The following is a 26017-nucleotide window of genomic DNA, read 5'->3' as shown; positions in this document are numbered from 1 at the left end:
CCATAGGATGACCTCGCCGGTAAAATGCCGCCCTTTGAAATCGTCCATCACAACCGACCTTACCAATCCAAGGGCCCAACCTTGGCAACCGCATCAGAGTTTGCAACAGAGCCATATCGCGCGCCTCGTCAAACGGCTTTCCAACCGCCACAAGAACAAGAGCGGCATGGCCGAGTTCGTTCGCGGCGACGAAGAGGTTCTCAACTTTTGCTCGAGCACGCCCGGCAACGTTTCAAATGATCGTGGTGCAGCCGGGCATTCGGCGCGGCGTGATCGAGCCCAAACTTTCAGAGGTGCTCGGCGCGGCCAACTCGCATTCTCTCAGTTCCGGCCTGCTTCCTCTTCGCACGCTGGGATCCGCCTAGCAATTGGCTGTCTTGATCAGGCTAGGCCCCAGTTGCGAAGGAAGAAGCGATGCATATCGGCGAACGGATGCTTGCCGTCGTGCATAATCGTGAACTGCCGCTCGATCATCCGCTGCGTAGCAGGTTTGAGCCGGCCATCCCGATGTTCTTGCCTTCTGCCGGGTTGAGCTTCTCGCCGACAATTATTCTCATTCCGCGCAGGAAGCTGTGAAGAGCGTAGCGGACAAAATGCGCCGACTTTCGGGACTCACCGATGACGGCAGTGACTTGGTCGACAAGTCGCTTGGCGGCGATGCCCCGCGCATCACGATCAACGCGGGTTCTACGGTGAGCGAGAAGAGCGAACAGAGCGGCTTTGCAAATCTCGTAAAAGGAGCATTCGGCATGTTCCGCAATCCCACTGCCCATGAAGCTCGCATCCACTGGACTATGACGAAAGACGATGCCGAGGATCTGGTGACGATTGTTTCTCTAATCCATCGCCGGCTTGACGTCGCGCATAGGCCGCCCTGCCCTTGATGGCTTCGGTGCGTTCCTATTCTCGTTACGGCCTAACCGACTGGAGCAGCCGTCACCGGCGGCGATCCGCGAGGATGGCGCAGCGCGCAGGCAACATGTGACTGGTGGATTTGGGTTGGAAGCTCGATACACCACTACTTTCAAGAACCGGCACGGAAGTCATCAGAATGCCTCTAAAGATTAAGACCTCCCAAACGCCGGAGTGCCTTTTTTCTGAATGGTCGATAACCACGAAAAACCGGCACAAACTCGTCGAGATAGTCGCCTACCTGTATTTGAGGCAGGAGGAAAATGCGATGCGCGTCATTGGCGCTCTCGAACCGCGACGACGGGCTCCAAAGGGTAGGGTCGCACAGAATGTCGTGCGGAAACTTACGGCGCCACATGCTGAGGATGTCGAACTATTTCGAAACGGGACAGACAAGGAGAAGGAATCCGCGAAAAAAAGGATGCATATCTCGATGATCCATCGCGACGGCTTGCTGTTCCAGCATGTGTCCTGGGTCGCAGCGAGGATGGCCGTTCCGAACGGATACATGACGGCGCCACAAGTGCGGCAGGCTGACAAGGGATTTGACGGGTTCATTGTGGATTTGGACGATGACGGCGAAGAAATCGTCCGGATCGTGCTGTGCGAGGACAAGGCCTCGAAATCGCCACGCGGTCTGATCACCTCGAAAGTTTGGACCGATATTGAAGCGATCCTGCGCGGTGAACGTGACGACGAGATCCTTGCCGACCTCGTGACGCTTCTCAAGAGCGTGCCGGGGATCGACGCCGAGACCGCAGTTGATGAGGTGTTCTGGGAAGGGGCACGGGAGTTCAGGGTCGCGGTGGCAACAGGAGAAAACCAACGCAAGGATGGTGAGTTCCAGCACATCGTCGCTGGCTTCAAAGCCGTAGCGGGTGGCGCGAAATCGTCCCGATCCGCCGGAGTGTTAGCGTTCGATGAGGTTCGAAAAGGGCTTGCTCTTCTTGCTGACGAGGTAGCTGCCAAGGTGGTGGAGATCACCGATGTTTGACTCTAGCTCGCGCGCGCTCCTGAGGCAGGCGCCGGATCTGCCAGGCTTGGACCCTGAGGCATTGGATGAACTTCTCACCGCCGCCCACATCGAACTGTCGACGATACGCCTGCTGGCCAGAGAAGGAGAGCCGGGCGCCGCAAGCGAGGTGATTGATCGGGTCAGACGCCTCGCCTCGACTTTCGAGGCATACGTTGCGCTCGACTTGCGCCCCGAGCAGACGCGGGCAGCTGCGTTCGTCGCGGCAAGCGCCCATCAGGTGCTCGGCCGCATCCGCGAATCCGGGACTCGCCGGCTAACGGTGGTATCGAGCGACACAATTAGCTCGACAATCTCCGCGACGCTCCTCTTTCTCATAGCTGATCGCGCCGCCGACGCAGCCGAAGTTGCCGGTCAGCTCAGAGCGAGAGGCGAGCCTCGCGCCGTCCGACGGTCGTTGATTCTCAGCATCCGCGAACTTGCGACTGGCAACCTTGGCCCACTGGTTGAACGAAATCTTGACGAGGATCGCATCGTCCAGGACGACAGCCGTGAAGTTGCCGCCGATCTGTTACTTCGGGAATGTGCCCGAGTAGTACAGGCACTCGGGCATGAGGCACGGGGCCAAGCGGAACTCGACATCGACATCCGCGGACGACTTGAACGCGTCATCCGTCTTTCCGAGGCCACCATCGTCGATATCAGCCATGGAGTAGGAGGGGCAGCCCACTTCCAGTTCGCGGGCCCGCACCACCTTGCCTCGCTCCTCAGCCGTCTCATCGACGGGGTCCAGGAAGCAATGCTTGTAAGAATACCGGCGCCGTCTGGAGCTAATTCGGAGGCATGGTCTGGGTGGCTGCACTCGCAGGCGCAGTCGCGTCCCTTCCTCTGGATCAATCACCTCAAGGCCGTCAGGACCGGCTACCTTAATGGACGCTTGTAGATCCGCGGAAATAATCGACAACTTCGTAAGCGCGATAGGCATCGCTCATCGACATGCCTTGGCGCACATAACGCGGCCATTCAGGAAACCTAAGGGCAGACACATACGTGTGACCCAGGCTGATGGGCACGCCATCTGCCAGGCTGCGCTGAAGTACCCGATGAACCGGAGCCCCCTCTGTCAGTTCGAGGGCCTGGGCGATTGCTGGTGATGCCGGGACAATTTCGTCCGAGAGGATCTCTCCGTCCGGTTCCACGCCTTCAGACAAAAGATTCTGACGAAACCGCGCTCGGCGCCCGACACGATAATTCAGCTTTGACGCTGATTCGACAAACGTCCCGCGTCCTTGCTCGACACGTAGCTTGCCGTCGACAGCGAGTGCTTCCACAGCCCTTCGAACAGCATACCGCGTCGCCCCAAACAGGGAGCAGAGCTCAGGCTCCGTCGGTAGCTTGGCGCCAGGCTTGAGCACGCCATTCTGGATTTCTGTCGAGATGGCGTCGCGGATCGTCTGCCACCCGGAATTCCGAGGTGCCGCATCATTCGGATGATTCATGATCCGTTCGTAGCACGATATCATTCGAATGTTAAATCCGACATCGATCACGGACCTTTAGTTGTTCGTCGAAGGTTGGCTGGTAAAACTCGCGGAAATCTGCGGACTTTTGCGAACGTCTGACCTGCGATCGTCAAATCATTCGGATGAATTTTTCCCCATGTCGTGAAACTATCATAATCCAACACTAGCGGGACATTCGAATGTTTCAGGGATGTCCCGGCGCGCAGGCCGGGGCGGGCCGGGGGCACGGTCAGCTGCGCGGACCAATCGGTTCAAACATGGATTTCACGAGGGTTCAAATGACTGTTTCCGCAACCGAATTGCTGGAGCGCTACGACTCCACCACAAATAAGTCGCACTATTCATCCGAACGAGTTTTCGGCGCCCGTCGCGCCAGCCTCCTTGGCGCGGCCTGCATCGTGGCTCTTGGCATTTGCGCTCAGCCAGCCATCGCAGAACAAGCCGCCGCTGACAGCGATGGCTCCGATATCGTCGTGACGGCAACCAAGCGCCGTGAAGAGATCTCGAAGGTGCCTATCAGCGTCGAGGCCTACAATCCCGAAGCGCTGGAAAAATCAGCCATCCGCAGCGTGTCCGACCTCGCCCAGATGACGCCGGGCGTCCAGTTCGACAAGTCGGCCGGATACTATGGCGGCGGTGCGCTGACCAACATCGCCATCCGGGGCATCAACTCGTCCGTCGGTCACTCCACGACCGGTATCTATATCGACGATACCCCGATCCAGGCGCGTGCCACGTGGATTTCGGGCTTCGGCAATCCTCTGCCCCTGATGTTCGATGTGGATCACGTCGAAGTCGACCGCGGCCCCCAGGGCACGCTGTTTGGCGCAGGCGCAGAAGGCGGTGCGCTGCGCTTCATCAGCCCTGAGCCCGGTCTCGATCATTACACGGGTATGGCGCGTACCGAGCTCTCGTTCACGCAGGGCGGCAGCCCAAGCTACGAAGCCGGCGCCGCGCTCGGCGGGCCCATTGTCAATGACAAGCTCGGGTTCCGGGTCAGCGGTTGGTATCGCCACGACGGCGGTTACATCGACCGGGTCGATCCGTTCAACCTGAAGACCGTGCAGGCGAACTCGAATTTCTCCGACTCCTATGCGCTTCGCGCTGCAGTGACAGCAGCACCGACGGAGTGGCTGAAGATCACGCCGTCGATCTACTTCCAGAAGGTCAATACGAACGACAGCGCTTCGTACTACGAGTACCTTTCCGATCCGAGCGAAGGCAAGTTCAAGAACGGGCGTCTTCTGCGTCAGCCTAACCAAGATCAGTTCGTGCTTCCCTCGCTGAAGCTCGAAGCCGATTTAGGCGGTGTTACGTTGACCTCGGTCAGCTCGTACCTCGACCGCAAGGGCAGCGTGCTCGCTGACATCACCAGCTTCTATGGCGCGCTAACTGTCGGTTATGGCAACCCGATGGGCCTCGCCTATCCCGCGCGCCAAACCGACGCGGCCTGGAAGGATGTCACCACCTCGCTGCACCAGTTCACGCAGGAAGTGCGTCTTTCCTCCTCGAACCCGGATGCTGCGCTAAAGTGGACCGTTGGTGCATTCTACTCCGACAGCACCCAGCACGACACCCACGTTTCGATCGACCCGTATTATTCAGCCTACCTCGGCATGGATCCCTACGTGTCCGAGTTCACCGGCAGCCTCTACTCCTACGACAAGCAGATCGCAGGTTTCGGTCAGGTCGATTGGGAAGTGGTCAAGGGCCTGACGCTGACGGCAGGCGCTCGTATCGCGAGCACCAAATCGAGCTTCTACCAGGAGCAGAGCGGCTACTGGACCGGCGGCCTGTTCCCGGTTTCGAGCGGCAAGAACCACGAGAAGCCATTCACCCCCAAGGTGGGCGTGACCTATCATGCCAGCCCGAACCTCATGCTCTATGCATCGGCCGGCAAGGGCTACCGCGTCGGCGGCACCAACATCCCGATCCCGCTGCAGACCGAAGAGGGCGGCGTTGGCTGCCCGGTTCCCTCGCAGCCGGCCTCCTTCAAGGCGGATTCGGTCTGGAGCTACGAAGCCGGTCTGAAGGGCAAGCTGTTCGGCGGCCGTCTGGGCGTGGACGCCAACGCCTTCCATATCGACTGGAACGACATCCAGCAGGGTGTCTATATCCCGACCTGCGGCTACACCTACACGACCAACGCCGGCAAGGCTGAGGTCAACGGCTTCAATCTCACCCTCAATGCCAAGGTGACCGACGCGTTCAAGCTGGGCGTGTCCGCCAGCTACACGGGCACCCGCATGAAGGAGACGATCGAGCAGTACGGCGTCATCCTGAACACCAAGGGCGATGTCATCGGCTCACCGCCCTGGGTCAATTCGCCCTGGGACCTGCGCGCCACCGCGGAATATACCTTCGTCCTGCCCGGCGACATCGATGGCTATCTGCGTGCAGAAGATGTCTTCCACAGCCGTAATCCGGGACCGTTCAACTCGCAGAACCCGGCATCGCCGGTGCTCTACAAGCCCGACATCCCGGCAAACCCGGCGACTAACCAGCTCAACCTGCGTGCAGGCGTGAACTGGCAGAACGTCGATATCGCGCTCTTCATGACCAACGCGCTGAACGCCCATCCGGCACTTGGCCGCTACCAGGACCTGGTGGGATCGGATCTCTTCACTGACACCACCTTCCGGCCCCGCACGATCGGCATGTCGGCATCGAAGCGGTTCTAAGTTCAATAATCACGGTCGGATCGGCGCTTGTCGATCCGACCTCTTAACCCGATTGCCGCCCAGATTTGCTAAGCATGATCTCGCAATGGGCGCTGGTCGATCAAAACGTTCACAGTGAGCGCACAAGCGCGAAGACCTGCCGGGTTGCTCAGGAACAGGTCTGCAAAATGCTCAGGAGTATGACATGAAGATCAGCACCGATCGCATTCTCACCACCCATGTTGGCAGCTTGCCGCGTCCGGCAAGCCTGGAAGCCAAGCTGCTGGCACGCGAACGCGGCGAACTCGACGCCGCATCGCTTGACGCGATGCCCGATGAAATCACGACTGCGGTTCGCGACGTGGTGAAGCGGCAGGCCGATCTTGGCATCTCCATCGTCGACGACGGCGAGATGAGCAAATACGCCTATGCAACTTATGCGCGTGACCGCATGACCGGCCTCACCGGCGTCGATCACCCGCTGGCCCTGTCCGAGCTCACCGAATTCCCCGAGTTCGCCAGCAAGATCGTGATGGAAATCAAGACCCCGGCCTGCGTCGGCCCGCTCTCCTATCATGGCGATGAGCATGTCGCGTCCGACATCAACAACCTGAAGGCCGCGCTTGAAGGCGTCGCGGTTGAGGACGCGTTCATGAATGCCTCTTCGCCAGGCATCATGGCGCATTACATGCCCAATAAGTTTTACGCGACGCAGGAGGAATACCTCTACGCGCTCGCAGACACGATGAAGCGGGAGTACGACGCCATCGTCGCCTCCGGCCTTCTCCTTCAGATCGACTGTCCCGAGCTCGCGCTTGGCCGGCATTTCCGCGCGCAGCCGATGGAAGTCGCGGACTTCCGTAAGGAAGTCGCACTTCACGTCGAAGTGCTCAACCACGCCCTGCGCGACATTCCGGCCGACCGTCTGCGTCTGCACTTGTGCTGGGGTAACTACGAATCGCCCCACCACCACGACATCGACCTGCACGAAATCTTCGACCTGATCGTGACCGCCAAGCCGATGGCGATCCTGCTCGAAGCGGCCAACCCGCGCCATTCCCACGAATGGAGCCTGTTCAAGGAGACGCCGCTTCCCGAGGACAAGGTGATCGTGCCTGGCGTCATCGACACCTGCACGAACTATATCGAGCACCCGGAAGTGGTGGCGCAGCGTATCGAGCAATACGCCAATCTGGTGGGCCGCGAACGCGTGATCGCCGGTACAGACTGCGGGTTTGCAAGCTTCGCCTCCTTCCATGCCGTCGATCCGGCAATTGGCTGGCGTAAGCTCGAAGCGATGGTTCAGGGCGCCGAGATCGCCTCGCGCCGCCTGTGGCGCTGAGCGAGACCCGTAAGATGAAAATCATCCAGATTACGGATTTGCACCTTGTTCCCAAAGGGCGAAGTCTGTTCGAAAACGATCCCGGCGTGCGGCTTGAGGCCTGCATCGCCGATATCGCTGCCAACCACGCTGATGCCGACTTGTGTGTCATTACCGGCGACCTGGCCCATCATGGCGAGCACGGCGCATACATCCGCCTGCGAGAAGCGCTAGAAGCGCTGCCGGTGCCCGTCCGCCTGGTTATCGGCAATCACGACGCCCGTGACGAGTTTCTCCAGGTGTTTCCCGAAGAGCCAACCGACGCAGATGGTTTCGTTCAGTCTTTCATCGACACCGACGCCGGGCGCCTCCTGTTCCTCGACACCAAGAAGGCGACCGGGCACGCAGGCGCCTATTGCGCAAAGCGACAGGCATGGCTGAAGGCGCGGCTTGAAGAGGCAGCGGGTCGTCCATGCTACCTGTTCATGCATCACCATCCGCTGCCCGTGAACCTGCGCGCGGTCGACGAGATCATGCTCGAGGATCCGGACGCCTTTGCAAAGGTGCTTGAAGGACACGATATCCGGCACATCTTCTTCGGCCACGTGCACCGGCCGATCGCAGGGAGCTGGCGCGGCATTCCCTTCACTACCCTGCGCGGCCTCAACCACCAACTCTGGCTCGACTTCACCATCGAGCGCGGCATCCCCTGCAGCATGGAGCCGCCGGCCTATGCCATCGCATTCCTGCAAGGCGGAGCCGTCATCGTTCACACCCACGACTTTCTCGATGCCAGCCCGAAGTACATGTACGATCCAGACCTCCCCGTGGAGCAGCAGGTCGTTCGTATGGCGCCGCGCGAGACCCGCATCACGGACAACGCCCAGTGACTGTCACCCAACTCCCCGATCCGGTGCTCCAGCGCACCAACGAGTTCACGTCGGCGGAAGCTGTGTCGACGAGCCAGTTGCCCTTCCTTGATCTGTCACTCCTGTATGGCAGCCAGGAGGACCGTCAGCAGCTGGTCGGCGAATTGCGCGAGATCCTTTTCGATCATGGCTTTTTCTATCTTCGTGGTCACGGCGTCAGGCCCGACCTCATCTCGCAGGCCCTGACGGCATCGAGGATGTTCTTTGCCTTGCCGCGCGAGGCCAAGCTCGAAATCGACATCGTCAAATCGGCCCAATTCCGCGGCTACACCCGTATCGGCGGTGAACTGACCGGCGGCCGACAGGATTGGCGCGAGCAGGTCGATTTCGACCGCGAGGAGGACTTCGCCGAGATTGGTCCGGACACGCCCGCATGGAAGCGGACGATTGGCCCTAACCAGTGGCCCTCGGCAATGCCCAGCCTGAAGCCGATCATCACGACGTACCAGGCCGAAGTGACCCGCGTCGCGATCGATTTGCTGAAAGCCATCGCACTTGCTCTCGGGCAACCGGAAGGTGCTTTCGAGCCGCTCTACAAATCGGCTCCGCGTCAGCACCTGAAGATCGTTCGCTATCCCGGCCGTGATGTGGCCCGCTCTGAACAGGGCGTCGGGGCGCACAAGGACGGCGGTCTCGTGACGATCCTGCTCCAGGACAGCACCGAGGGTCTCCGTGTCCAGCGCCAGGATGGCAGCTGGGTCGAAGCACCACCGATCCCGGGCACCTTTGTCGTGAACACCGGGGAATTGCTCGAGCTTGCAACGGATGGTTTCGTGCGCGCAGACGTCCATGCAGCGGTGACACCGCCTTCCGGAATCGTTCGGTACTCCATCCCGTTCTTTCTTGGTGCCAGCCACGAAGGACATATCCCTCTCATCGACCTCCCGCCCGAACTCAAGGCGGTCGCCCGCGGCGTGAGCTCTGACCCGGCCAACCCGCTGTTCCGCAGCGTCGGTGAGAACCACCTGAAGGCGCGTATCCGTTCGCATCCCGATGTTGCGCGGGCCCATTACGGTGACCTGATCGATCCCGATGCCGCCACAAGCGCTAAGGCAACGCAAACCCATGGGGTTAATGATGTCTAGACATCTAGGTTCAATCACGCTTTCGTTTGCATTCGCAGAGACGCTGAATGCAAGTTGTCTCCCTAAGGTCTCGAAAGGCCCCTTGAATGGCTGATCTGCTCACAAACGCCCAACTGGTTCTGGCCGACCGCGTCGTCACGGGCAGCATCCGCCTTGACGGCGCGCAAATCGCTGCCGTCGAACCAGAGGCGACACTCGCAGTCCCGGGCGAAGACCTGGAAGGCGACTTCTTGCTGCCGGGGCTGATCGACCTTCACACCGACAATATCGAGCGCCACTTCCGTCCGCGCCCTCGCGTGACCTGGCCGTTCCCGATCGGATCGGTTCTGACGCACGACTGGGAACTCCTCGGCGCCGGTATCACCACGGTTGTCGATTCACTCGCGCTCGGCGACTACGATGGCGATGGTGCCCGTGCAGCCATGCTTGACGGAGCGATCAGCAGTCTGAAAGCGGCGCGCGACGCCGGCTTGCTGAAGGCTGAGCACTACCTTCACTTGCGCTGCGAGCTTGCCGATCCCGGTGTCCTCGAGTTTGCGAGAGGCAGGCTGGCAGACCCAACCGTCCGCCTCATCAGCCTCATGGATCACACGCCCGGCCAGCGCCAATGGCGCAACCTGGACATCTACCGCGAATACTACCGCAAAAAGCATGCGCGGGTCTGGAATGATGAAGAGTTTGCAGCGCATCTCGAAGTCTGCCGGAACAACCAGCAGACCCATACCCCCCGTAGCCGCGATGCAATCCTTGCAGAGGCTGCCCTTCATGGCCTGCCCCTGGCGAGCCATGACGATACCACTGTCGAGGATGTCGACCAGTCGCACACGTACGGCGTGGGTATCTGCGAGTTTCCGACCACGCTCGAAGCGGCCCAGCGCGCTCACGATCATGGGATGAAGAACGTCATGGGCGCGCCAAACGTCGTTCTTGGCAAGTCCCACTCGGGCAATGTCAGCGCAATCGAACTTGCGCACGCCGGTCTCGTCGACATCCTTAGCTCGGACTATGTGCCCTCGAGCATGCTGCAGGCCATCTTCAAGCTGGCTGGCATGGGCTTCGACCTGGCCAAGGTGGTCGCGATGGGCTCGCTGGCACCCGCACAGGCGCTTCGTTTCGACGATCGCGGCTCCATCGCTCCTAGCCTTCGTGCCGATCTTTTGCGCGTCCGGGTGGTCGATGGCCTGCCAGTGATCCGAAACATCTGGATCGGTGGCCGACGCATCCTGTGATCCGTGGGAGCAGGACTCCCAGCACTTCCTTTCTCGATGGAATTCTCAACGATGGAAAACGCCCTACCTCAAGGGACCGGTGCGGATACCGCGCGCGCGGATTGGATCGGCATCCTCTCGCGCGCCCGTGCCGACGACGTGGAAAATCTGGCCGCTGCTCATCTTGCCGACGTGGATTTCGAATGGCTTCGCGCTCCGCACGTCGGACTGGTCATGGTCCGCGGCCGGGCCGGTGGCACCGGCGCGCAGTTCAACCTTGGCGAAATGACGGTCACGCGTTGCTCGGTGCGCCTGCCCGACGGGGCTGTCGGACACGGCTATGCTTCGGGCCGCAGCCGCAGGCAGGCGGAACTGGCTGCTCTGCTTGATGCACGCCTTCAGCAGCATGAGTTGCAAGCGACCTTGCTCGAACAGGTGATCGAGCCGCTGCGCAAGGTCGAAAGCGACCGTCGCCTTCTCGCGAGCCGCAAGGCCGCAGCAACCAAAGTCGAGTTCTTCACGATGGTTCGCGGAGACAACCTGTCATGACACAGCACGCCTTCACCCCGCCCGCAAGTGCAAGCCTCCTGCCAGGCTTCGCCGATCCGGTCTTCGACTCCCAGGCGACATTCCGCGCGATCATGACGGCGACCGCCTATCCGGGGCGCGTCATCACGCTCGATCAGAACCAGCAAGCTCCCGAGCCGCTCTCCAGCGCGACCGGCGCACTGGCGCTGACATTGCTCGATGGCGAAACCTCCGTTTGGCTCGCTCCGTCGGCTGCGGGAGAAGCAGTCAGGACCTGGCTTGGGTTCCACACGGGAGTCCCGGTCAGTGGGGAGGCCGACGTTGCGCGGTTTGCGGTCGTTTCCGATCCTTCTGAAATGCCCGGCCTGACCGCCTTTGCTCAGGGGACTGACGAATATCCTGATCGTTCGACGACCCTGATTATCCAGGTCTCCTCACTCGATCAGGGGCCGCCACGGACCTGGCGCGGGCCGGGTATCAAGGGGGAGCGATCGGTCGCCATCGATGGCCTGCCGGACAGCTTCTGGTCGGACTGGGATCTCAACCGGGAGCTCTATCCCGCCGGCGTCGACATCTTCTTCACATGCGGCAGCGCGATGGTCGGTCTGCCGCGTACCATTACCGTGGAGATCTGACATGGCTTATGTGGCCGTAAAGGGTGGCGAGCAGGCCATCCGCAACTCCCACCGGCTGATCGCCGAAACCCGCCGGGGTTCCCCTGACGTCAACGAACTTGGCCTCGACCAGATCAGCGAGCAGCTCGATCTCGCGGTCGACCGAGTAATGACGGAAGGCTCCATCTACGACCGCGAACTCGCGGCGCTCGCGCTGAAGCAGGCGCGAGGCGATACGGTCGAGGCGGTATTCCTGTTGCGCGCATACCGCACGACCCTGCCGCGTATCGCGACCTCGGAAGCGGTCGATACAGCGGCAATGGCCGTCCGACGTCGCGTGTCTGCGATCTTCAAGGATATCCCCGGCGGCCAGGTGCTGGGACCAACCTACGACTACACCCACCGTCTGCTGGACTTCGCACTCGCCGCCGAGGGTGATCCGGAAACAGCTGTCCTTGCCGATGAACCGCTCGATCAGGTTGTCCCGCGGGTAATCGACGTGCTGGACGGGGAAGGCATCATCGAGCCGGAAATCCCGGTGCCTCAGGATGACGTCTTCGATCTGACACGCGAACCGATGTCGTTCCCCGCTGGCCGCGACCAACGCCTTCAGAGCCTCGCACGCGCTGATGAGGGCATGCTGCTCGGCCTCGCCTATTCGACGATGCGAGGATACGGCAACGCTCACCCCTTCGTCGGCGAGATGCGCCTTGGCGAAATTCTGGTCGAGATCGTGCCGGAGGAGCTTGGCTTCCCGGTGGCGGTAGCCGAAGTCACCGTGACCGAATGCCAGATGGTCAACCAGTTCCAGGGCAGCGAGACTGTCCCTCCGCAGTTTTCACGCGGTTACGGTCTCGCTTTCGGCCACTGCGAACGCAAAGCCATGTCCATGGCTCTGGTAGACCGGGCCCTGCGGGCCCCTGAATTCGGCGAGAGCGTCCGCTACCCGGCGCAGGACGAGGAATTCGTCCTTTCGCATGCCGACAACGTCGAGGCGAGCGGCTTCGTATCGCACCTGAAGCTGCCCCACTATGTTGACTTCCAGGCTGAGATCCAGCTGGTCCGCCAACTGCGCGCCGAGCGCGACGCCGCGCGAACCAGCACCAGCGAAAACAAGGAACCGGCGCAATGACCGCGCGCACCCACGAAATCGAAGGCGAAGGCTACAACTTCGCCTACCTCGATGAACAGACAAAGCGAATGATCCGACGTTCGCTGATAAAAGCTCTCTCCATTCCCGGCTACCAGGTGCCGTTCGGAGGGCGCGAGATGCCGCTCGCCTATGGCTGGGGTACGGGCGGCATGCAGATCACCGCCGCAGTGATCGGTCCTGAAGACCGCCTGAAGGTTATCGACCAGGGCGCTGACGATACCGTGAATGCGGTGTCGATCCGACGCTTCTTCGAGACCGTCACCGACGTTGCCGTCACCGACAAGGTCGATGAAGCAACCATCGTTCAGACCCGCCACCGCATCCCGGAAACGCCGCTGCGCGAAGAGCAGCTCATCGTCTACCAGGTTCCGCAGCCCGAGCCACTGCGCATGATCGAGCCTCGCGAGACCGAAGTGCGCAAGATGCACGCCTACGCAGAATATGGCGCCATGCAGGTCACCCTGTTCGAGGATATTGCCCACTACGGGCGTATCACGCGCAGCTACGACTACCCTACGATCGCAAATGGCCGCCATCTCATGGCACCGTCACCCATTCCCAAGTTCGACAATCCGAAAATGGAAATGAACCCGGCGATCCAGCTGTTCGGCGCTGGTCGCGAACGCCGCATCTACGCGGTCCCGCCTTACACCTCGGTCCGAAGCCTCGATTTCGACGACTATCCCTTCGAGGTGCAGCAGTGGGAGGGAAGCTGCTCGCTCTGCGGCTCCTCCGAAAGCTATCTCGATGAGATCATCACCGACGACAAGGGCTCACGCATGTTCGTGTGTTCGGACACCGATTTCTGCAACGAACGTCAGGCGCGTCAGACCGATATGCCTGTTTCCATCGAGGAGAACGTACGATGACCGGTGCAGCTGAACACAAGCGCCGAGCGCTGTTCGAAGTCTCCAATCTTTCGAAGTCCTACGGCGGCCAGATCGGGTGCGAGGATATTTCCTTCGCCCTCTACCCCGGCGAAGTTCTCGGCATCGTCGGCGAGTCCGGCTCGGGCAAGTCCACTCTCCTGGGCTGCCTTTCCGGCCGCCTCACCCCCGATGCGGGGACGATCACCTACGATGTCAAGGACCGGGGCCCGACCGATGTGCTCGGGCTGTCCGAGCCAGAGCGTCGCCGTCTGGCCCGGACGGACTGGGGCATGGTCCACCAGCACGCGCGTGACGGTTTGCGCATGGACATCAGCGCGGGAGGCAACATCGGCGAACGGCTAATGGCGGTGGGCAATCGTCATTACGGCGACATCCGCGAGGAAGCGCAGGACTGGCTGACCAAGGTTGAGATCGACCTTTCCCGGACCAACGACAAGCCGATGTTCTTCTCCGGCGGCATGCAGCAGCGCCTGCAGATCGCCAGAAACCTCGTCACGCAGCCACGGCTCGTCTTCATGGACGAGCCAACCGGGGGCCTTGATGTTTCCGTGCAGGCTCGTCTGCTCGACCTCCTGCGCGGGCTTGTCCGGGAAATCGGGGTCGCTGTGATCCTGGTCACACATGACCTTGCGGTCGTTCGCCTGCTTGCCGATCGACTGATGGTGATGCAGCGTGGCCGGGTCATCGAGCAGGGGCTGACCGATCAGGTCCTCGACGATCCCCACCATCCGTACACCCAGCTGCTCGTTTCATCTGTGCTTCAGGCCTGAGGAGATCACCACCATGAGCGTCCTGCTCCAGGCCCGTGGCCTTACCAAGACTTTCACTCTTCACACCCAGGGCGGTGTGCAAATACCCGTTTTCAACGATGTCGCTTTCGACGTTTCTGCTGGCGAATGCGTTTGCCTCCACGGTCCTTCGGGCGCCGGCAAGTCGACCCTGCTGCGTTCCCTCTACGCGAATTACAAGCTCGACGCTGGCGAAATCCTGATCGCCGCCGACGATCGGGCGATCGACCTGGTGGCGGCGCAGCCTTGGGAAATCGTTGAGCTTCGCCGTCGTACGATCGGCTACGTCAGCCAGTTCCTGAGGGTGATCCCGCGCGTGTCCACTCTGGACGTCGTTACGGAGCCAGCGCGCGCGGCCGGTGTTGACAAGGACGAAGCGACCCGCCGGGCAAAATCGCTGCTCTCTCGGCTCAACATTCCCGAACGTCTCTGGTCGTTGGCACCAGCGACCTTCTCGGGAGGCGAGCAGCAGCGCGTGAACATTGCCCGCGGATTTGTCGTTGAGTACCCGGTCCTGCTTCTGGACGAGCCAACGGCATCGCTCGATGCCGCGAACCGCAAGACGGTCGCTGCGCTCATTCGCGAAGCCAAAGCACGCGGCGCTGCGGTGGTCGGGATCTTCCACGATGAGGAAGTGCGTGATGCCGTCGCCGATCGCCTGTTCGAGGTGGGTCAGGCGAGCAAGCGTCTTTCCGAGGTCGCGGCATGACGGTAGTCCAGCCCCGCTACGCGATCTACTTTACGCCGCCAGTGGACCACCCACTGACACAGGCCGCCGTCGCGTGGCTGGGCCGCGATGCTTTCGACCCCGCTAATACCCCCGCCATCGTCCATCGCGATGCCAGCCTTACGACCGAGCCCCGTCGATACGGTTTTCACGCAACGCTCAAGGCCCCGTTTCGACTGGCCCCTGAAGCGCGGATCGAGGATTTCGAAGCCGCCGTTGCACGGTTCGCAGCAACCCATCGCCCGTTCCCGGTTGTGCCACTTCGCCTGGAACAGATCGGTGGCTTCTACGCTCTCGTGCCCGATGCGCCTTGCCCCGCGTTAAACGACTTTGCTGGCGCAGTCGTCGGCGCCTTTGATGGCTTTCGCGCGCCACCGACGGATGATGAGCTTGCTCGGCGCAAGCAAGCTGATCTCGACGACGTTGAAACGGCCCATCTCGAACGCTGGGGCTATCCCTATGTGTTCGAGCGCTTTCGCTTCCATATGACGCTGTCGAACCGTGTCACCGGGGAGGAGGCGTCAAGCATTGAGCCGGAACTACGGGACCGGTTCGACGCTCTGGCGAGAAACGGGATACTCATCGATGCACTCGCCCTGTTCGAAGAGAGCGAGCCCGGGGCCGACTTTCACGTCCGATCCTATTTCCAGTTGGGAGCAGGCTTGTGAGACCTGGGCGCCTCCTACTGGTCGTCGGCCCCAGCGGCGTCGGCAAGGACACGCTGCTCGATTACGCGCGGACCAAGCTTGCCAGCGACCCGCGCATCCGTTTCGTACGTCGCGTCATCACACGAGCGGCTTCGCCGGGAGAGGATCATGAACCCATTGATGACCAGGCATTCGACCAACGCTCCGCGCGCGGGGAGTTTGCCCTTCAATGGGACGCCCATGGCCTGAGATATGGCATTCCAGCGGCGATCGAAGGTTGGCTGGCCCGCGGCGATACCGTGGTCGTCAACGGCTCGCGCCGCATCATCCGCGATGCACGCAGAGTCTATCCCTCACTCGAGGTTATCGGCATTAGCGCTTCTGAACAGGCCATCGCGGAGCGGCTCGCGCAACGCGGCCGGGAAGATGAGGCCGCGATCGGTGCGCGCCTCGCACGTAGCAGGACAATGGCCTTTGATGTCGGAGATGCCTTGATGATCGACAATTCGGGCGAAATCCCAGTGGCAGGCGAAGCGCTTGTCGCGGCTCTCGCTCGTCGAGAATGCCTTGATGGCGCGGTTCAAGAAGGCTGCAAGTCGTGAAGCGCTGGGAAGCGATTCGACTTTCACTCCTGCAGGACATGCGGGGCGGTGCCTTTTGCCCTGGCGACAAGCTGCCTGCCGATTCCGAACTTGCCGCCAGGTTCGGCGTGAACCGGCATACAGTCCGTCAGGCCATCCGCACCCTCGAAACGGAGGGGACGGTCCGTGTTCAGCATGGCGTAGGCACGTTTGTTGCGGACGATTTCATATCTCACGAGCTAACCCGTGATCCACGCCTGACCGACAGCCCCGCTTTCCGCAGCCGCCTGATCAAGCGCGAGATATTGTCCATCAGTGTGACTGCTGCATCGGAAGAGATCGCAGAACCTCTTGCGATACGTCCGCTCGATCTTGTCACCCGGGTGGTGACATTAAGCGTGGTGGACGGGAAGCCTTTGTCAATCAGCGTCGCCAGTTATCCGCTCGAGCGAGTCTCCGGCCTCGCAGAAGCGTTCGAAGGGCTGAATTCACCGACAGCGGCGCTGCGCAAGTGCGGCATCGATGCATACCAGCGCAGCTGGACGCGGATTGGCGCACGGCGAGCGGACCGCGAAGAGAGCGAGCAGCTTCAAATTTCGGTCGGAAGCCCAGTCTTGACGGATACCAACCTCGATACCTCGGATGGCATGGCCATCAAATTTGCATCCAACGTTATTCGAAGCGATCGTTTCGAATTCATGATCCGCGATGTACCGCAACGGTAGAGTCTGGCTACTCTTATAATTACCGTTTCACCTTAGGCCGGTATTTGCCAAGGTGAGTAAGAGAGACAAAGTGGCAGGTATCACCATGAGCGGTCGTTCCCGCCTTGGGCTTCGAACGACCGGGTCTGGTCGACAACGGTCGGCATGGCTGGGTGCTGTCTGGCGACTTTCGGCACCGTGCAGGGGAGTCCGTAGGGGCGGCTGACGCGCCATATCGCCGGAAAGGTTGAAACGGGCGGAGCCACAGGGCAAGAAGTATTCCATGGCAACACTTCTTGACTGGGGAAACGTAGACGCGGCTGCCGCTCAGATTGAGAAGACTCTCAATCTGGAAACCCGGCGGGAAGCATTCTCCCTTCTCTGCGTGACATCTCTACTACGCATCGACTTCGATGAGGCGAGGGGCTCGATCACCGATGGAGGGGAGGATAGGGGCGTTGACGCGGTCTATCTCGACGAGCGCTTCGGGCGCCGTGTAATCCATCTCTTCCAGTTCAAGTGCCACAGCAAATTCAACGGCAGCAACCGCAACTTCCCGTCGACTGAGATTGACAAACTCCTTGCCTTTATCGGGGACTGCTTCGGACAGGTCGACGGCTTTCTCGACACATGCAATCCGCTGCTGCGGCAAAAGGTGTTGGACATCTGCAGGCATTCCTCAACGCGCCGGTCGACCGGCGCACGGTCGCGGCCGATCGCGTCGCAGCGCCGGCATCGCCGAACATCCTTCAGGCAGGCGCGGTCATCTCGGCGGCGCTGATCACCGGCATCCGCTCCGATCTTCCTGGTCAGATCACGGCGCAAGTCACGGAAAATATCTACGACAGCCCGACCGGCCGCATCCTGCTCGTGCCCCAGGGCACGCGCATCATCGGCCAGTACGACAATAATGTGCAGTTCGGGCAGAGCCGGGTGCTGCTCGTGTGGAATCGGCTGATCTTCCCCAATGGCCGTTCAATCGTGCTCGAACGTCAACCCGGCACGGACGCCGAAGGCTATGCGGGCCTGCAGGATGGCGTCGATTATCACTGGTGGGATCTCGCCAAGGCGGCAGGACTCTCGACGCTGCTGAGCGTGGGTGCCGAGCTCGCGGCGAATGATGACGATCGGCTGATCCAAGCAATCCGCAACGGGGGCCAGGACACGATCAACGACGCCGGGCAACAGATCGTCCGACGCCAGCTCAACATCGCGCCGACACTGACCATTCGGCCGGGATTTCCCGTGCGCGTTGTCGTCACGCGCGATCTCGTCCTCGAACCCTATGGAGGCCAGTGATGGCGAAGCTCAAACTCGATGGGTTGTCCGAAGACAAGCCAGTCAAGGTGACGGTCGAGCTTTCGGGCTCCATTCACCGCAATCTGATCGCTTACGCCACCGTGCTCGCGGCCGAGACAAGACAAGCGCCTCTCCCGCCTGAAAAGCTGATCGCGCCCATGCTGGAGAGATTCATGGCGACCGACCGAGCCTTCGCCAAGGCTCAGCGTCAGGTGATATCGAAGGACAATGCATAGCGCTGGCGCACGAACGAGAGGAATCGCCGCAGCGTGGGATTGCTGTTGTCCTTCCGCCAATAGCCCGAATAGACCACCAACGCCGGTCCCTGTTCACCATGCACTGGCCGATAAACAAGGTCGGGATAGCGCGCGCCCGTGGCGCTTTCGCACACGATGGAAACGCCAAGGCCGCCGCCAAGCATACTCAGGATGCTCTCACGACTGGATTGGTTCATCCTGATATCCGGTTGCGCGCCCAGCGCCGACAAGCGCCCAAGCAGCATGTCACGGATTTCCGGGCCGGGGTCGGTAGTAGTTAGCTGAAATCTCTCGGTTCTGAGGTCGGTCCAATGAACAGCCTCACGCTCGGCGAGGGGATGGTTCGATGGCAGCGCGACCAGCACACGCTCGCTCCAGAATGACTCCCGCCGGAAACCGTTATGGCTGACCTCGCCCATCAGGATGGCAATATCGATCTCGCCGGTGTCGAGCCCAGCGAGCAATGCACCCCGATCAGCTTCCATCCCTCCCAAATCGACTTCAGGATGCACGTTGTGCCAACCCAAAGTCGCTCCGCGGAGATTGCCAGCGGAGATAGAGCTGTTGTGGCCGATCGTCAGGCTGCCCGCGTGACCCTGACGCGTCGCCCGCATGATTGAGGCCAGCTTGTCGGCGCACGCCACCATCGGCCTGGCCCTGCGAATGAACTGGCGTCCCGCGATGGTTAGGGTGGTGCCAGCATGCGAGCGGTCGAAGATCTTGACGCCGATCAGGCGCTCCAATTTCAGGACGTTTCGGCTGAGCGTCGATTGTTCGACTTCCATCGCCTCCGCTGCGCGGTGAAAACTCCCATGATGGGGTCGGTTCCGGCTGAGGGCGAAATGACACCCTAAGCGGGTCGTGAAGGGTCAGGAGTAGCCAGTGGGGAGCAGCCGCTCGACGATGTTGAGCGCGGTCCAGTCAGCGCAACCGGCGGCCCAATCCGCAATCTCCGACTTGCCTCGCGCGCGGGTCGATGCCGCCAAGGCGGTTTGCCTGGCCAAGGCATAGACCGCCAATCGGGCGACCGTACATTCCGGCCAACCATATCCGTGCGCGAAAACATCCAACCTGCGGATTTGCTCATCGGCAGAATAGTCATCGTTGCCGAGGTCAAGCCAGGTGAAGGCCGAATATCCCGCGTCCCAGAGTCTTTCTCCCGGACGCGCTGTGTCGAAATCGATCATCGCGCTCGGTTCATCGGCCTGGAATACGGTGTTGGTAGGAGCCCAATCGTTGTGACACACGACCTCGAAGCCACCTTCCCTGACCGAAGGCATGGTGGTGGTGGCATCGTGGAAACCCCGCAGCAGAGCCGCGGCCATGCGAATTTGCGCGTCCGTGTAATAGCCGAGATCATCAGGAACCGAGCCCGGGATGAAGGACAGCATCTCTCGGCCTGCCGTGTCGATACCGAGGAACCTGGGCGCTTGGCTGAACCCGACATATTCAAGATGCAGGAGGCAGTCATGCTGAAACGCCACGTTGTGGGTGACGGGACGACGAACGGTATCGCCTATCCGAACCACTCCCGGGGTGGTGCGTCCACCGGTAAGGCGTTGACCTTCCGTCATCTCAGACGACCACCTCGCCGACGGGTTCCGTGTCCACCCGCGACCGGCCTACGATCGCGGCGACAGTGTTCTTGCTGAGGCCGAGGTCGCGCGCGATCCAGCGATAGCTGCGGCCTTCGGCGACGAGCGCCAGAACCCTGGGGGCGAGCCGGTCGGACTTGGGTTGGTCGCCGGCCTGCCGCCCGAGCCTTCGACCACGCGCCCGTGCCGCGGCGAGGCCGGAGCGCACCCGCTCGCTCAGCATATCGCGTTCGAACTGCGCGATGCCGGCGAGCATCGTCGCCATCATCCGCCCGTGCGGTGTGTCGACCTCGAACGTCATGCCGCTCATCGCGACGACCGACACCCGCCAGCCCGACAGCCGGTTGAGCGTATCGAGCAGATCCTGCGTCGACCGGCCCCAGCGACTGAGTTCGGTGACGAGGATCGCATCGATATGGCGGGCCTGCGCCAGCTTCATCACCTCGGCGCGTGCCGAGCGGTTGGCCTTCATGCCCGAGGCGGTTTCGCGGAAAGTCCCCACCACCTCATAGCCGCCCCGCTCGGCGAAACCGGCAAGGTCGCGCAACTGCCGCTCGCACGACTGGTCGGCGGTCGAGACGCGGGCGTAGATGGCGGCGCGTTGTCCCAATTGAACCTTCCCGAAAACCGGCCTCGAAAACCCTTGATCTGCGCGGGGTCAGTGTTGTCCAAAACAGACTTCTGTTCAACCGGGACACTTGGGCCATGCCGCGCCGCCATATCCTGAGCGCCCGGCAGCGGTCGGCGCTGCTCGACCTGCCGAGCGACGAGGCATCGCTGCTGCGGCACTACATCCTGGCCGACGACGACCTGATCCATATCGACCGGCGACGCCGGCCGGAGAACCGGATCGGCTTCGCGCTGCAACTGTGCGCATTGCGCTATCCCGGCCGTATGCTGGCACCAGGCGAGGTCATCCCGCTGGCGGTGTCCGCCTTCCTCGGTGCCCAACTCGGCATAGCGGGCGACGCGCTCGTCCGCTATGCTGTGCGACGCCAGACCCGCCAGCAGCATATGGAGATGCTGCGCCGGACCTACGGCTACAGGGCGTTCCCGGGTCAGGGCGCACCGGCACGCGCATTCCGCGACTGGCTGCTCGTCGAAGCCGAACAGGCGCGTTCGAACGACGATCTCGCCCGGCGCTTCGTCGCCCGCTGCCGCGACACCATGACCATCCTGCCAGCGATCACCACTATCGAGCGGCTGTGCGCCGACGCGCTGGTCGCGGCCGAGCGCGGGATCGAGAAGCGGATTGCTGCGCGTCTTGATCGCGTCGCCTGCACCCGGCTCGACCGGCTGACGACCGAGATGCTGCCAAGCGCGATCAGTCGCTTCATCTGGCTGCGCCGGATCGAGCCGGGCAACAATTCCGCCGCTGCGAACCGGCTGCTCGACCGGTTGGAGTTCCTGCGCGCGATGAACCTCGATGCGGGTCTGCTCGCCGACGTACCGCCGCACCGTGTCACCCGGCTGCGGCGACAAGGCGAACGCTATTTCGCCGATGGCCTGCGCGACCTGAACGCCGATCGGCGTCGCGCCATCCTCGCGGTCTGCGTCATCGAATGGGCGGCCGCGACCGCCGACGCCGTGATCGAGACGCATGACCGGATCGTCGGTCGGACCTGGCGCGAGGCGAAGCAGCTGCACGATGCCCGCACTGCAGAAACCAGAGGCGCGGTTACCGCGACGTTGGATGGGTTCGCCGCGCTCGGCCGATCGCTGCTCGATGCGCATGGCAACGGCGCGTCGCTGGAAGATGCGGTCGCGCGCACGGCAGGCTGGGACCGGCTCGACCGCCTCGTCGCGACGGCCAGGACGCTGACCGACACGCTGAGCGACGATCCGCTGGCGCATGTCGATCAGGGGTATCACCGCTTCCGCCGCTATGCGCCGCGTATGCTGCGCTGCCTCGACCTCGCAGCCGCACCGGTCGCCCGATCTCTGCTCAACGCGGTGACCGCCATCGCCGCCAGGGGCGCACTCCCCGCAACCGATGACTTCCTGCGCCCGCATTCCAAGTGGCGGCGTCAGTTGCGGGTGAAAGGCAGCGACGATGCGCGTCTCCGCGAGGTCGCGGTCATGTTCCACCTGCGCGATGCGCTGCGCTCGGGCGACATATGGCTCGACCGCTCGCATCGCTACGGCGACCTGCGCCATGTCCTCGTGCCGATGACGGTCGCGCGGACCATGAAGCTGGCAGTCCCATCCGATCCGCATGTCTGGCTGGCCGACCGCAAGGCACGGCTTGCCGATGGCCTCACCCGGCTCGGTCGCGCCGCGCGCAACGGCACGATCCCGCATGGCAGCATCGAGGACGGTGCGCTGCGCATCGACCGTCTCACCGCCGATGCACCGGACGGGATCGAGGAGCTGGTGCTCGACCTGTACCGTCGCCTGCCGCCCGTCCGGATCACCGACCTGCTGCTCGAAGTCGATGCCGCGCTCGGCTTCACCGATGCCTTCACCCACCTGCGCACCGGCGTGCCGTGCGGCGACCGGATCGGCCTGCTCAACGTCCTTCTTGCCGAGGGGCTGAACCTCGGCCTGCGCAAGATGGCCGAAGCCTGCAATACCCACGATTACTGGCAGCTCTCCCGCCTCGCGCGCTGGCATGTCGAGAGCGAGGCCATCGACCAGGCGCTGGCGGCCGTAGTCGCCGCGCAGGGCGACCTGCCGATGGCGCGGGTCTGGGGCATGGGCACCACCGCCTCCGCCGACGGCCAGTTCTACCCTGCCGCGCGACAGGGCGAGGCGATGAACACGGTCAACGCGCGCTACGGCAACGACCCAGGCATCAAGGCCTACACCCACGTCAACGACCGCTTCGCGCCATTCGCGTCGCAGCCGATCCCCGCGACCGTCAGCGAGGCACCCTATCTGCTCGACGGGTTGACGATGAACGAGGCCGGGCGGCGGATCGAGGAGCAATATGCCGACACCGGCGGGTTCACCGACCACCTGTTCGGGATCAGTGCCATGCTCGGCTACCGCCTCGTGCTGCGCATCCGAGACCTGCCCTCCAAGCGGCTGTATGTCTTCGACCCCGCCGCCACGCCGACCGAACTGCGCCCGCTGGTGGGCGGCAAGGCGCGCGAGGCGCTGGTCGTCGCCAACTGGCCGGACCTGTTCCGCTGCGCCGCCACCATGAGCGCCGGACAGGTCGCGCCGAGCCGCATCCTGCGCAAGCTCGCCGCCTATCCGCGCCAGAACGACCTGGCCGCAGCCCTGCGCGAGGTCGGTCGGATCGAGCGCACGCTGTTCATCATCGAATGGATTCTCGACGCCGGCATGCAGCGCCGCGCCCAGGTCGGTCTCAACAAGGGCGAGGCGCACCACGCGCTGAAGAACGCCCTGCGCATCGGCCGCCAGGGCGAGATCCGCGACCGCACCACCGAGGGCCAGCACTACCGGATCGCGGGCCTCAATCTACTCACCGCCATCATCGTCTACTGGAACACCCTGCATCTCGGCCATGCTGTCGAGGCCCGGAGACGCGAAGGGCTGGACACGCCCGACCATCTTCTCGCCCATGTCTCGCCACTCGGATGGGCGCACATCCTGCTCACCGGCGAATACCTCTGGCCCAAGGACACTACCGCTTAGGGTGTCATTCCGCCCTCAGCCGGAACTGACCCCATGATCGGCCACCGCAATCGCATAGCGAAGCTGACGGATGTCAAAGGTCATGGTGCATATAAATCAAGCTCCGAAAGCGCTTTGCATAAGGATCAAGCGGGCATCCGTTTAGGACTGCGCCGCCGGCCGCTCTCGCAGTAGCCGTCCAGCCAGGTCGTGCGTTCGGCTGAGCGCGACCAGAGCAAGGGGAAGAAGCTCTCATCGAGCGTCGGGTCATCCGTCCGTTGGTAACGGCGATAGATGTAGCCGCCGGGCCGATCGCTGAACTGTGCATCCTCCGGGATCATGTGGATGCCGATCGAACGACGAATCCGATCACCCGTGATGTTCGGACCCGACCCGTGCCAGATTTCACCGGCATGGAAGACGCAGGAGCCAGCCGGCACTTCAATGAAAATCGGATCGGGAGGCTCGATGCTCGCCGCCTGCGCGGCCGCCTTCATCTGGGCGCGATAGTCGTCCTGCCCATGGAAGGATTTCGGCAAAGGGGTGAGCGGCCAGAGGTGAGAACCGGGCACATATTCCAACGTCCCGGCGTCGCGATGGGTGTCGTCAAGCGTCACCCAGCAGGTCACCGTCATGGCGGGATCGAGGAAGTCCATGAAGGACGAGTCCTGATGATGCGCGATCGGCTTCGTCTTCGGCGCCTTCCACCAGATCGTATCCTGGCCGAGGCGCGCACCGGACCAGCCGGTCAGCAGCGATGCCGCGCGCCCAACATCGGCCGAGAGTGCGAGCTTGGCGACAGTCAGATCCGCCTTCCAGGCGTTCGCCATGTGCCGCGTCACGTCCGGCAAACTCATGCCTTCGCGCCAATACCATTCGTCGGGGTAGACGCCGGTGTCGAACTTGCCGGCAAACAGCTTCGGGAAACTCTCGCGCAACGCGGTGACGCGCTCCTCCGACAGAAAGCGCTCAACGATCAGGAAACCGTCGCGGCGAAAACGGGCAATATCATCTTCGCCCAAACGGGCGAACAGCGGCAGGTCAAAAGCGAACATATCCTATTTCCATCTGGCATTCTTTGCTGATCCCGATATTATCGTCGGCATGATAGATTATCGAACGAATACTTTACGGCGGAGTGCACCGAGCGCCGACCTTGACCGAACAGACGTCGCCATTCTGGGGTTCTTGCAGAACAATGCGCGGCTGTCTGTCAAGGAGATCGCGGCGGAGATCGGACTCGCCCCGTCGTCCACGCACGAGCGCATCAAGCGCATGCGAGACGCAGGCGTGCTCCTGGGAACGCATGTGGAGGTCGATCCCAAGGCGCTCGGCGTCGGGCTCGAGGCGCTGTTCATGATCGAACTGTCGAAGCACGAGCGCGGCACGGTCGACACCTTCATGGACGATATCGTCAAGGTGCCTGAGGTCCGCTTCGCCTTTCTCGTGACGGGGCGCTACGATCTGGTGGTCCATGTTGTCGTGCGCGACACGCAGCACCTCAAGGATTTAGCTCTCGATCAGTTTACAAACCGGCCAGGGGTCACCCGGATTGAGACATCGATCATCTTCGACGCCCGTCGCCGCTACGAACTTCCGGTCTTTCAAGTGGCGGAATGAGCCCTGGACGACGTGCGCGCCTGCTACTCCTTCAAGTGGTGGAGCGGCAGCGGCGCGCCCGACTTGACGCGCTGGATCGCGAAGTTGCTGCGGATGTCGCGGACGCCGGGCAGCTTCAACAACGTGCCGGTCAGGAAATGCTCATAGCCGGCGAGATCGGGCAGTACGGCCTCGAGCAAGAAATCGGCCTCGCCTGACACGAGATGGCAGGACACGACCTCGGGGAGCGCTTCAATCGCTGCCCGCAAAGCGCTGGCGACCTCATCGTCATGCCGCTCCACCTTGATGCCGACGAAGACTGTCAGACCGGCTCTGTTGCAAACATTGGTGACGGCCGGGCAGCGTCACCCCGTCTGGGGATCAGGCAGCATTGGCAAAATGCTGATTGAGCACGTCCATGGCCTCGGTCATGACCGAGGGG

Annotated in this window: 27 protein-coding genes and 3 pseudogenes; 22 read left to right on the top strand and 8 right to left on the bottom strand. The window is 62.2% G+C overall.

From position 1 onward, the window contains the following. Positions 1 to 414: 414 nt before the first annotated feature. The 4 genes and pseudogenes from FFS35_RS20145 (at position 415) to FFS35_RS19270 (ending at position 2828) form a co-directional block, all read left to right on the top strand. Positions 415 to 576, top strand: a complete 162-nt coding sequence (locus FFS35_RS20145; protein WP_171007697.1) for a hypothetical protein — start codon at positions 415 to 417, stop codon at positions 574 to 576. Then, positions 561 to 884, top strand: a pseudogene (locus FFS35_RS19280) (TIGR02391 family protein); the annotation flags it as partial. The gene FFS35_RS20145 and the pseudogene FFS35_RS19280, both read left to right, overlap by 16 nt. Before the next feature lie 104 nt (positions 885 to 988). After that, positions 989 to 1906: a hypothetical protein gene (locus tag FFS35_RS19275; protein WP_212742244.1), complete on the top strand. Its 918-nt coding sequence runs from the start codon at positions 989 to 991 to the stop codon at positions 1904 to 1906. Positions 1907 to 1967: 61 nt separating this feature from the next. After that, the gene (locus FFS35_RS19270; protein WP_212742243.1) at positions 1968 to 2828 is read left to right on the top strand and encodes a hypothetical protein; all 861 of its coding nucleotides are present in this window, start codon (positions 1968 to 1970) and stop codon (positions 2826 to 2828) included. Here the strand turns inward: FFS35_RS19270 and FFS35_RS19265 are convergent. Beyond that, the gene (locus FFS35_RS19265) at positions 2812 to 3384 is read right to left on the bottom strand and encodes a GntR family transcriptional regulator (protein ID WP_171007696.1); all 573 of its coding nucleotides are present in this window, start codon (positions 3382 to 3384) and stop codon (positions 2812 to 2814) included. The two genes, FFS35_RS19270 and FFS35_RS19265, sit on opposite strands and share 17 nt — an antisense overlap. A 302-nt stretch (positions 3385 to 3686) precedes the next feature. Between FFS35_RS19265 and FFS35_RS19260 the strand changes: the two genes are divergently transcribed. From FFS35_RS19260 to phnF, 14 genes are all read left to right on the top strand, one after another. Continuing rightward, the gene (locus FFS35_RS19260; RefSeq protein WP_171007695.1) at positions 3687 to 6089 is read left to right on the top strand and encodes a TonB-dependent receptor; all 2403 of its coding nucleotides are present in this window, start codon (positions 3687 to 3689) and stop codon (positions 6087 to 6089) included. A 184-nt stretch (positions 6090 to 6273) separates the two neighbouring features. Continuing rightward, the gene (locus FFS35_RS19255) at positions 6274 to 7410 is read left to right on the top strand and encodes a cobalamin-independent methionine synthase II family protein (protein ID WP_126849516.1); all 1137 of its coding nucleotides are present in this window, start codon (positions 6274 to 6276) and stop codon (positions 7408 to 7410) included. A 14-nt stretch (positions 7411 to 7424) separates the two neighbouring features. Next, on the top strand, positions 7425 to 8279 hold the full coding sequence (locus tag FFS35_RS19250; protein WP_124811530.1) for a phosphodiesterase: 855 nt from the start codon (positions 7425 to 7427) through the stop codon (positions 8277 to 8279). After that, positions 8276 to 9403 carry an isopenicillin N synthase family oxygenase gene (locus FFS35_RS19245; RefSeq protein ID WP_212742242.1) on the top strand — a complete coding sequence of 376 codons (1128 nt, stop codon included), beginning with the start codon at positions 8276 to 8278 and terminating at the stop codon, positions 9401 to 9403. Before FFS35_RS19250 ends, FFS35_RS19245 begins: the two co-directional genes overlap by 4 nt. An 86-nt stretch (positions 9404 to 9489) precedes the next feature. Continuing rightward, positions 9490 to 10632, top strand: coding sequence for an alpha-D-ribose 1-methylphosphonate 5-triphosphate diphosphatase (locus FFS35_RS19240; RefSeq protein ID WP_124811486.1), 1143 nt, complete (start codon positions 9490 to 9492; stop codon positions 10630 to 10632). 36 nt (positions 10633 to 10668) lie between these two features. Next, positions 10669 to 11160: a phosphonate C-P lyase system protein PhnG gene (gene phnG / locus FFS35_RS19235; protein ID WP_212742241.1), complete on the top strand. Its 492-nt coding sequence runs from the start codon at positions 10669 to 10671 to the stop codon at positions 11158 to 11160. Then, positions 11157 to 11774 carry a phosphonate C-P lyase system protein PhnH gene (phnH, locus tag FFS35_RS19230; RefSeq protein WP_124811484.1) on the top strand — a complete coding sequence of 206 codons (618 nt, stop codon included), beginning with the start codon at positions 11157 to 11159 and terminating at the stop codon, positions 11772 to 11774. The genes phnG and phnH overlap by 4 nt, the downstream gene beginning before the upstream one ends. Position 11775: 1 nt before the next feature. Continuing rightward, positions 11776 to 12885, top strand: coding sequence for a carbon-phosphorus lyase complex subunit PhnI (locus FFS35_RS19225; protein WP_124811483.1), 1110 nt, complete (start codon positions 11776 to 11778; stop codon positions 12883 to 12885). After that, the gene (locus FFS35_RS19220; RefSeq protein WP_124811482.1) at positions 12882 to 13775 is read left to right on the top strand and encodes an alpha-D-ribose 1-methylphosphonate 5-phosphate C-P-lyase PhnJ; all 894 of its coding nucleotides are present in this window, start codon (positions 12882 to 12884) and stop codon (positions 13773 to 13775) included. The genes FFS35_RS19225 and FFS35_RS19220 overlap by 4 nt, the downstream gene beginning before the upstream one ends. Further along, positions 13772 to 14566 (top strand): phosphonate C-P lyase system protein PhnK, encoded by a 795-nt coding sequence (gene phnK, locus FFS35_RS19215; protein ID WP_124811481.1) that lies wholly within the window; start codon positions 13772 to 13774, stop codon positions 14564 to 14566. Before FFS35_RS19220 ends, phnK begins: the two co-directional genes overlap by 4 nt. A 13-nt stretch (positions 14567 to 14579) precedes the next feature. Further along, on the top strand, positions 14580 to 15293 hold the full coding sequence (gene phnL, locus FFS35_RS19210) for a phosphonate C-P lyase system protein PhnL (RefSeq protein WP_124811480.1): 714 nt from the start codon (positions 14580 to 14582) through the stop codon (positions 15291 to 15293). After that, entirely contained in the window at positions 15290 to 15979 is a 690-nt protein-coding gene (locus FFS35_RS19205; protein WP_124811479.1) for a DUF1045 domain-containing protein, read from the top strand. Before phnL ends, FFS35_RS19205 begins: the two co-directional genes overlap by 4 nt. Further along, on the top strand, positions 15976 to 16560 hold the full coding sequence (gene phnN / locus FFS35_RS19200) for a phosphonate metabolism protein/1,5-bisphosphokinase (PRPP-forming) PhnN (protein WP_212742240.1): 585 nt from the start codon (positions 15976 to 15978) through the stop codon (positions 16558 to 16560). The genes FFS35_RS19205 and phnN overlap by 4 nt, the downstream gene beginning before the upstream one ends. After that, on the top strand, positions 16557 to 17264 hold the full coding sequence (phnF, locus tag FFS35_RS19195; RefSeq protein WP_171007694.1) for a phosphonate metabolism transcriptional regulator PhnF: 708 nt from the start codon (positions 16557 to 16559) through the stop codon (positions 17262 to 17264). Before phnN ends, phnF begins: the two co-directional genes overlap by 4 nt. 376 nt (positions 17265 to 17640) lie before the next feature. Here the strand turns inward: phnF and FFS35_RS19190 are convergent, their stop codons facing one another. Beyond that, entirely contained in the window at positions 17641 to 17895 is a 255-nt protein-coding gene (locus FFS35_RS19190) for a hypothetical protein (RefSeq protein ID WP_137788395.1), read from the bottom strand. Between the two features lie 20 nt (positions 17896 to 17915). On the opposite strand from FFS35_RS19190, the pseudogene FFS35_RS19185 reads away from it, so the two are divergent. Then, positions 17916 to 18542: pseudogene (locus tag FFS35_RS19185) on the top strand (TrbI/VirB10 family protein); the annotation flags it as partial. Beyond that, positions 18542 to 18778 carry a DUF2274 domain-containing protein gene (locus FFS35_RS19180; RefSeq protein ID WP_137788394.1) on the top strand — a complete coding sequence of 79 codons (237 nt, stop codon included), beginning with the start codon at positions 18542 to 18544 and terminating at the stop codon, positions 18776 to 18778. The pseudogene FFS35_RS19185 and the gene FFS35_RS19180, both read left to right, overlap by 1 nt. On the opposite strand, the gene FFS35_RS19175 is transcribed toward FFS35_RS19180, so the two are convergent. From FFS35_RS19175 to FFS35_RS19165, 4 genes and pseudogenes are all read right to left on the bottom strand, one after another. Beyond that, positions 18751 to 19413: a LysR family substrate-binding domain-containing protein gene (locus FFS35_RS19175; protein ID WP_283214582.1), complete on the bottom strand. Its 663-nt coding sequence runs from the start codon at positions 19411 to 19413 to the stop codon at positions 18751 to 18753. The genes FFS35_RS19180 and FFS35_RS19175 overlap by 28 nt on opposite strands. Positions 19414 to 19482: 69 nt before the next feature. After that, positions 19483 to 19602, bottom strand: a pseudogene (locus FFS35_RS20540) (LysR family transcriptional regulator); the annotation flags it as partial. 66 nt (positions 19603 to 19668) lie between these two features. Further along, a complete protein-coding gene (locus FFS35_RS19170; protein ID WP_083748081.1) occupies positions 19669 to 20373 on the bottom strand; it encodes a phosphotransferase in 705 nt (234 codons plus the stop codon). A gap of 1 nt (position 20374) precedes the next feature. Beyond that, a complete protein-coding gene (locus FFS35_RS19165; RefSeq protein ID WP_076709881.1) occupies positions 20375 to 21004 on the bottom strand; it encodes a recombinase family protein in 630 nt (209 codons plus the stop codon). A 95-nt stretch (positions 21005 to 21099) separates the two neighbouring features. On the opposite strand from FFS35_RS19165, the gene FFS35_RS19160 reads away from it, so the two are divergent. Beyond that, the gene (locus FFS35_RS19160) at positions 21100 to 23997 is read left to right on the top strand and encodes a Tn3 family transposase (RefSeq protein ID WP_076709880.1); all 2898 of its coding nucleotides are present in this window, start codon (positions 21100 to 21102) and stop codon (positions 23995 to 23997) included. A gap of 125 nt (positions 23998 to 24122) precedes the next feature. Here the strand turns inward: FFS35_RS19160 and FFS35_RS19155 are convergent, their stop codons facing one another. Beyond that, positions 24123 to 25031 carry a phytanoyl-CoA dioxygenase family protein gene (locus FFS35_RS19155; protein WP_137788392.1) on the bottom strand — a complete coding sequence of 303 codons (909 nt, stop codon included), beginning with the start codon at positions 25029 to 25031 and terminating at the stop codon, positions 24123 to 24125. Between the two features lie 49 nt (positions 25032 to 25080). Between FFS35_RS19155 and FFS35_RS19150 the strand changes: the two genes are divergently transcribed. Next, complete coding sequence (locus FFS35_RS19150; RefSeq protein ID WP_137788391.1) at positions 25081 to 25596, top strand: Lrp/AsnC family transcriptional regulator; 516 nt, start codon at positions 25081 to 25083, stop codon at positions 25594 to 25596. A 23-nt stretch (positions 25597 to 25619) separates the two neighbouring features. On the opposite strand, the gene FFS35_RS19145 is transcribed toward FFS35_RS19150, so the two are convergent. Then, positions 25620 to 25877, bottom strand: a complete 258-nt coding sequence (locus FFS35_RS19145) for an Lrp/AsnC ligand binding domain-containing protein (RefSeq protein WP_212742238.1) — start codon at positions 25875 to 25877, stop codon at positions 25620 to 25622. Between the last annotated feature and the right edge of the window lie 140 nt (positions 25878 to 26017).

The sequence above is a fragment of the Sphingomonas sp. 3P27F8 genome (assembly GCF_005502745.1).
In the GTDB taxonomy this organism is placed as follows: Bacteria; Pseudomonadota; Alphaproteobacteria; order Sphingomonadales; family Sphingomonadaceae; genus Sphingomonas.
Note: the sequence above shows the minus strand (reverse complement) of the source record. Positions and strands in the feature narration are given on the sequence as shown.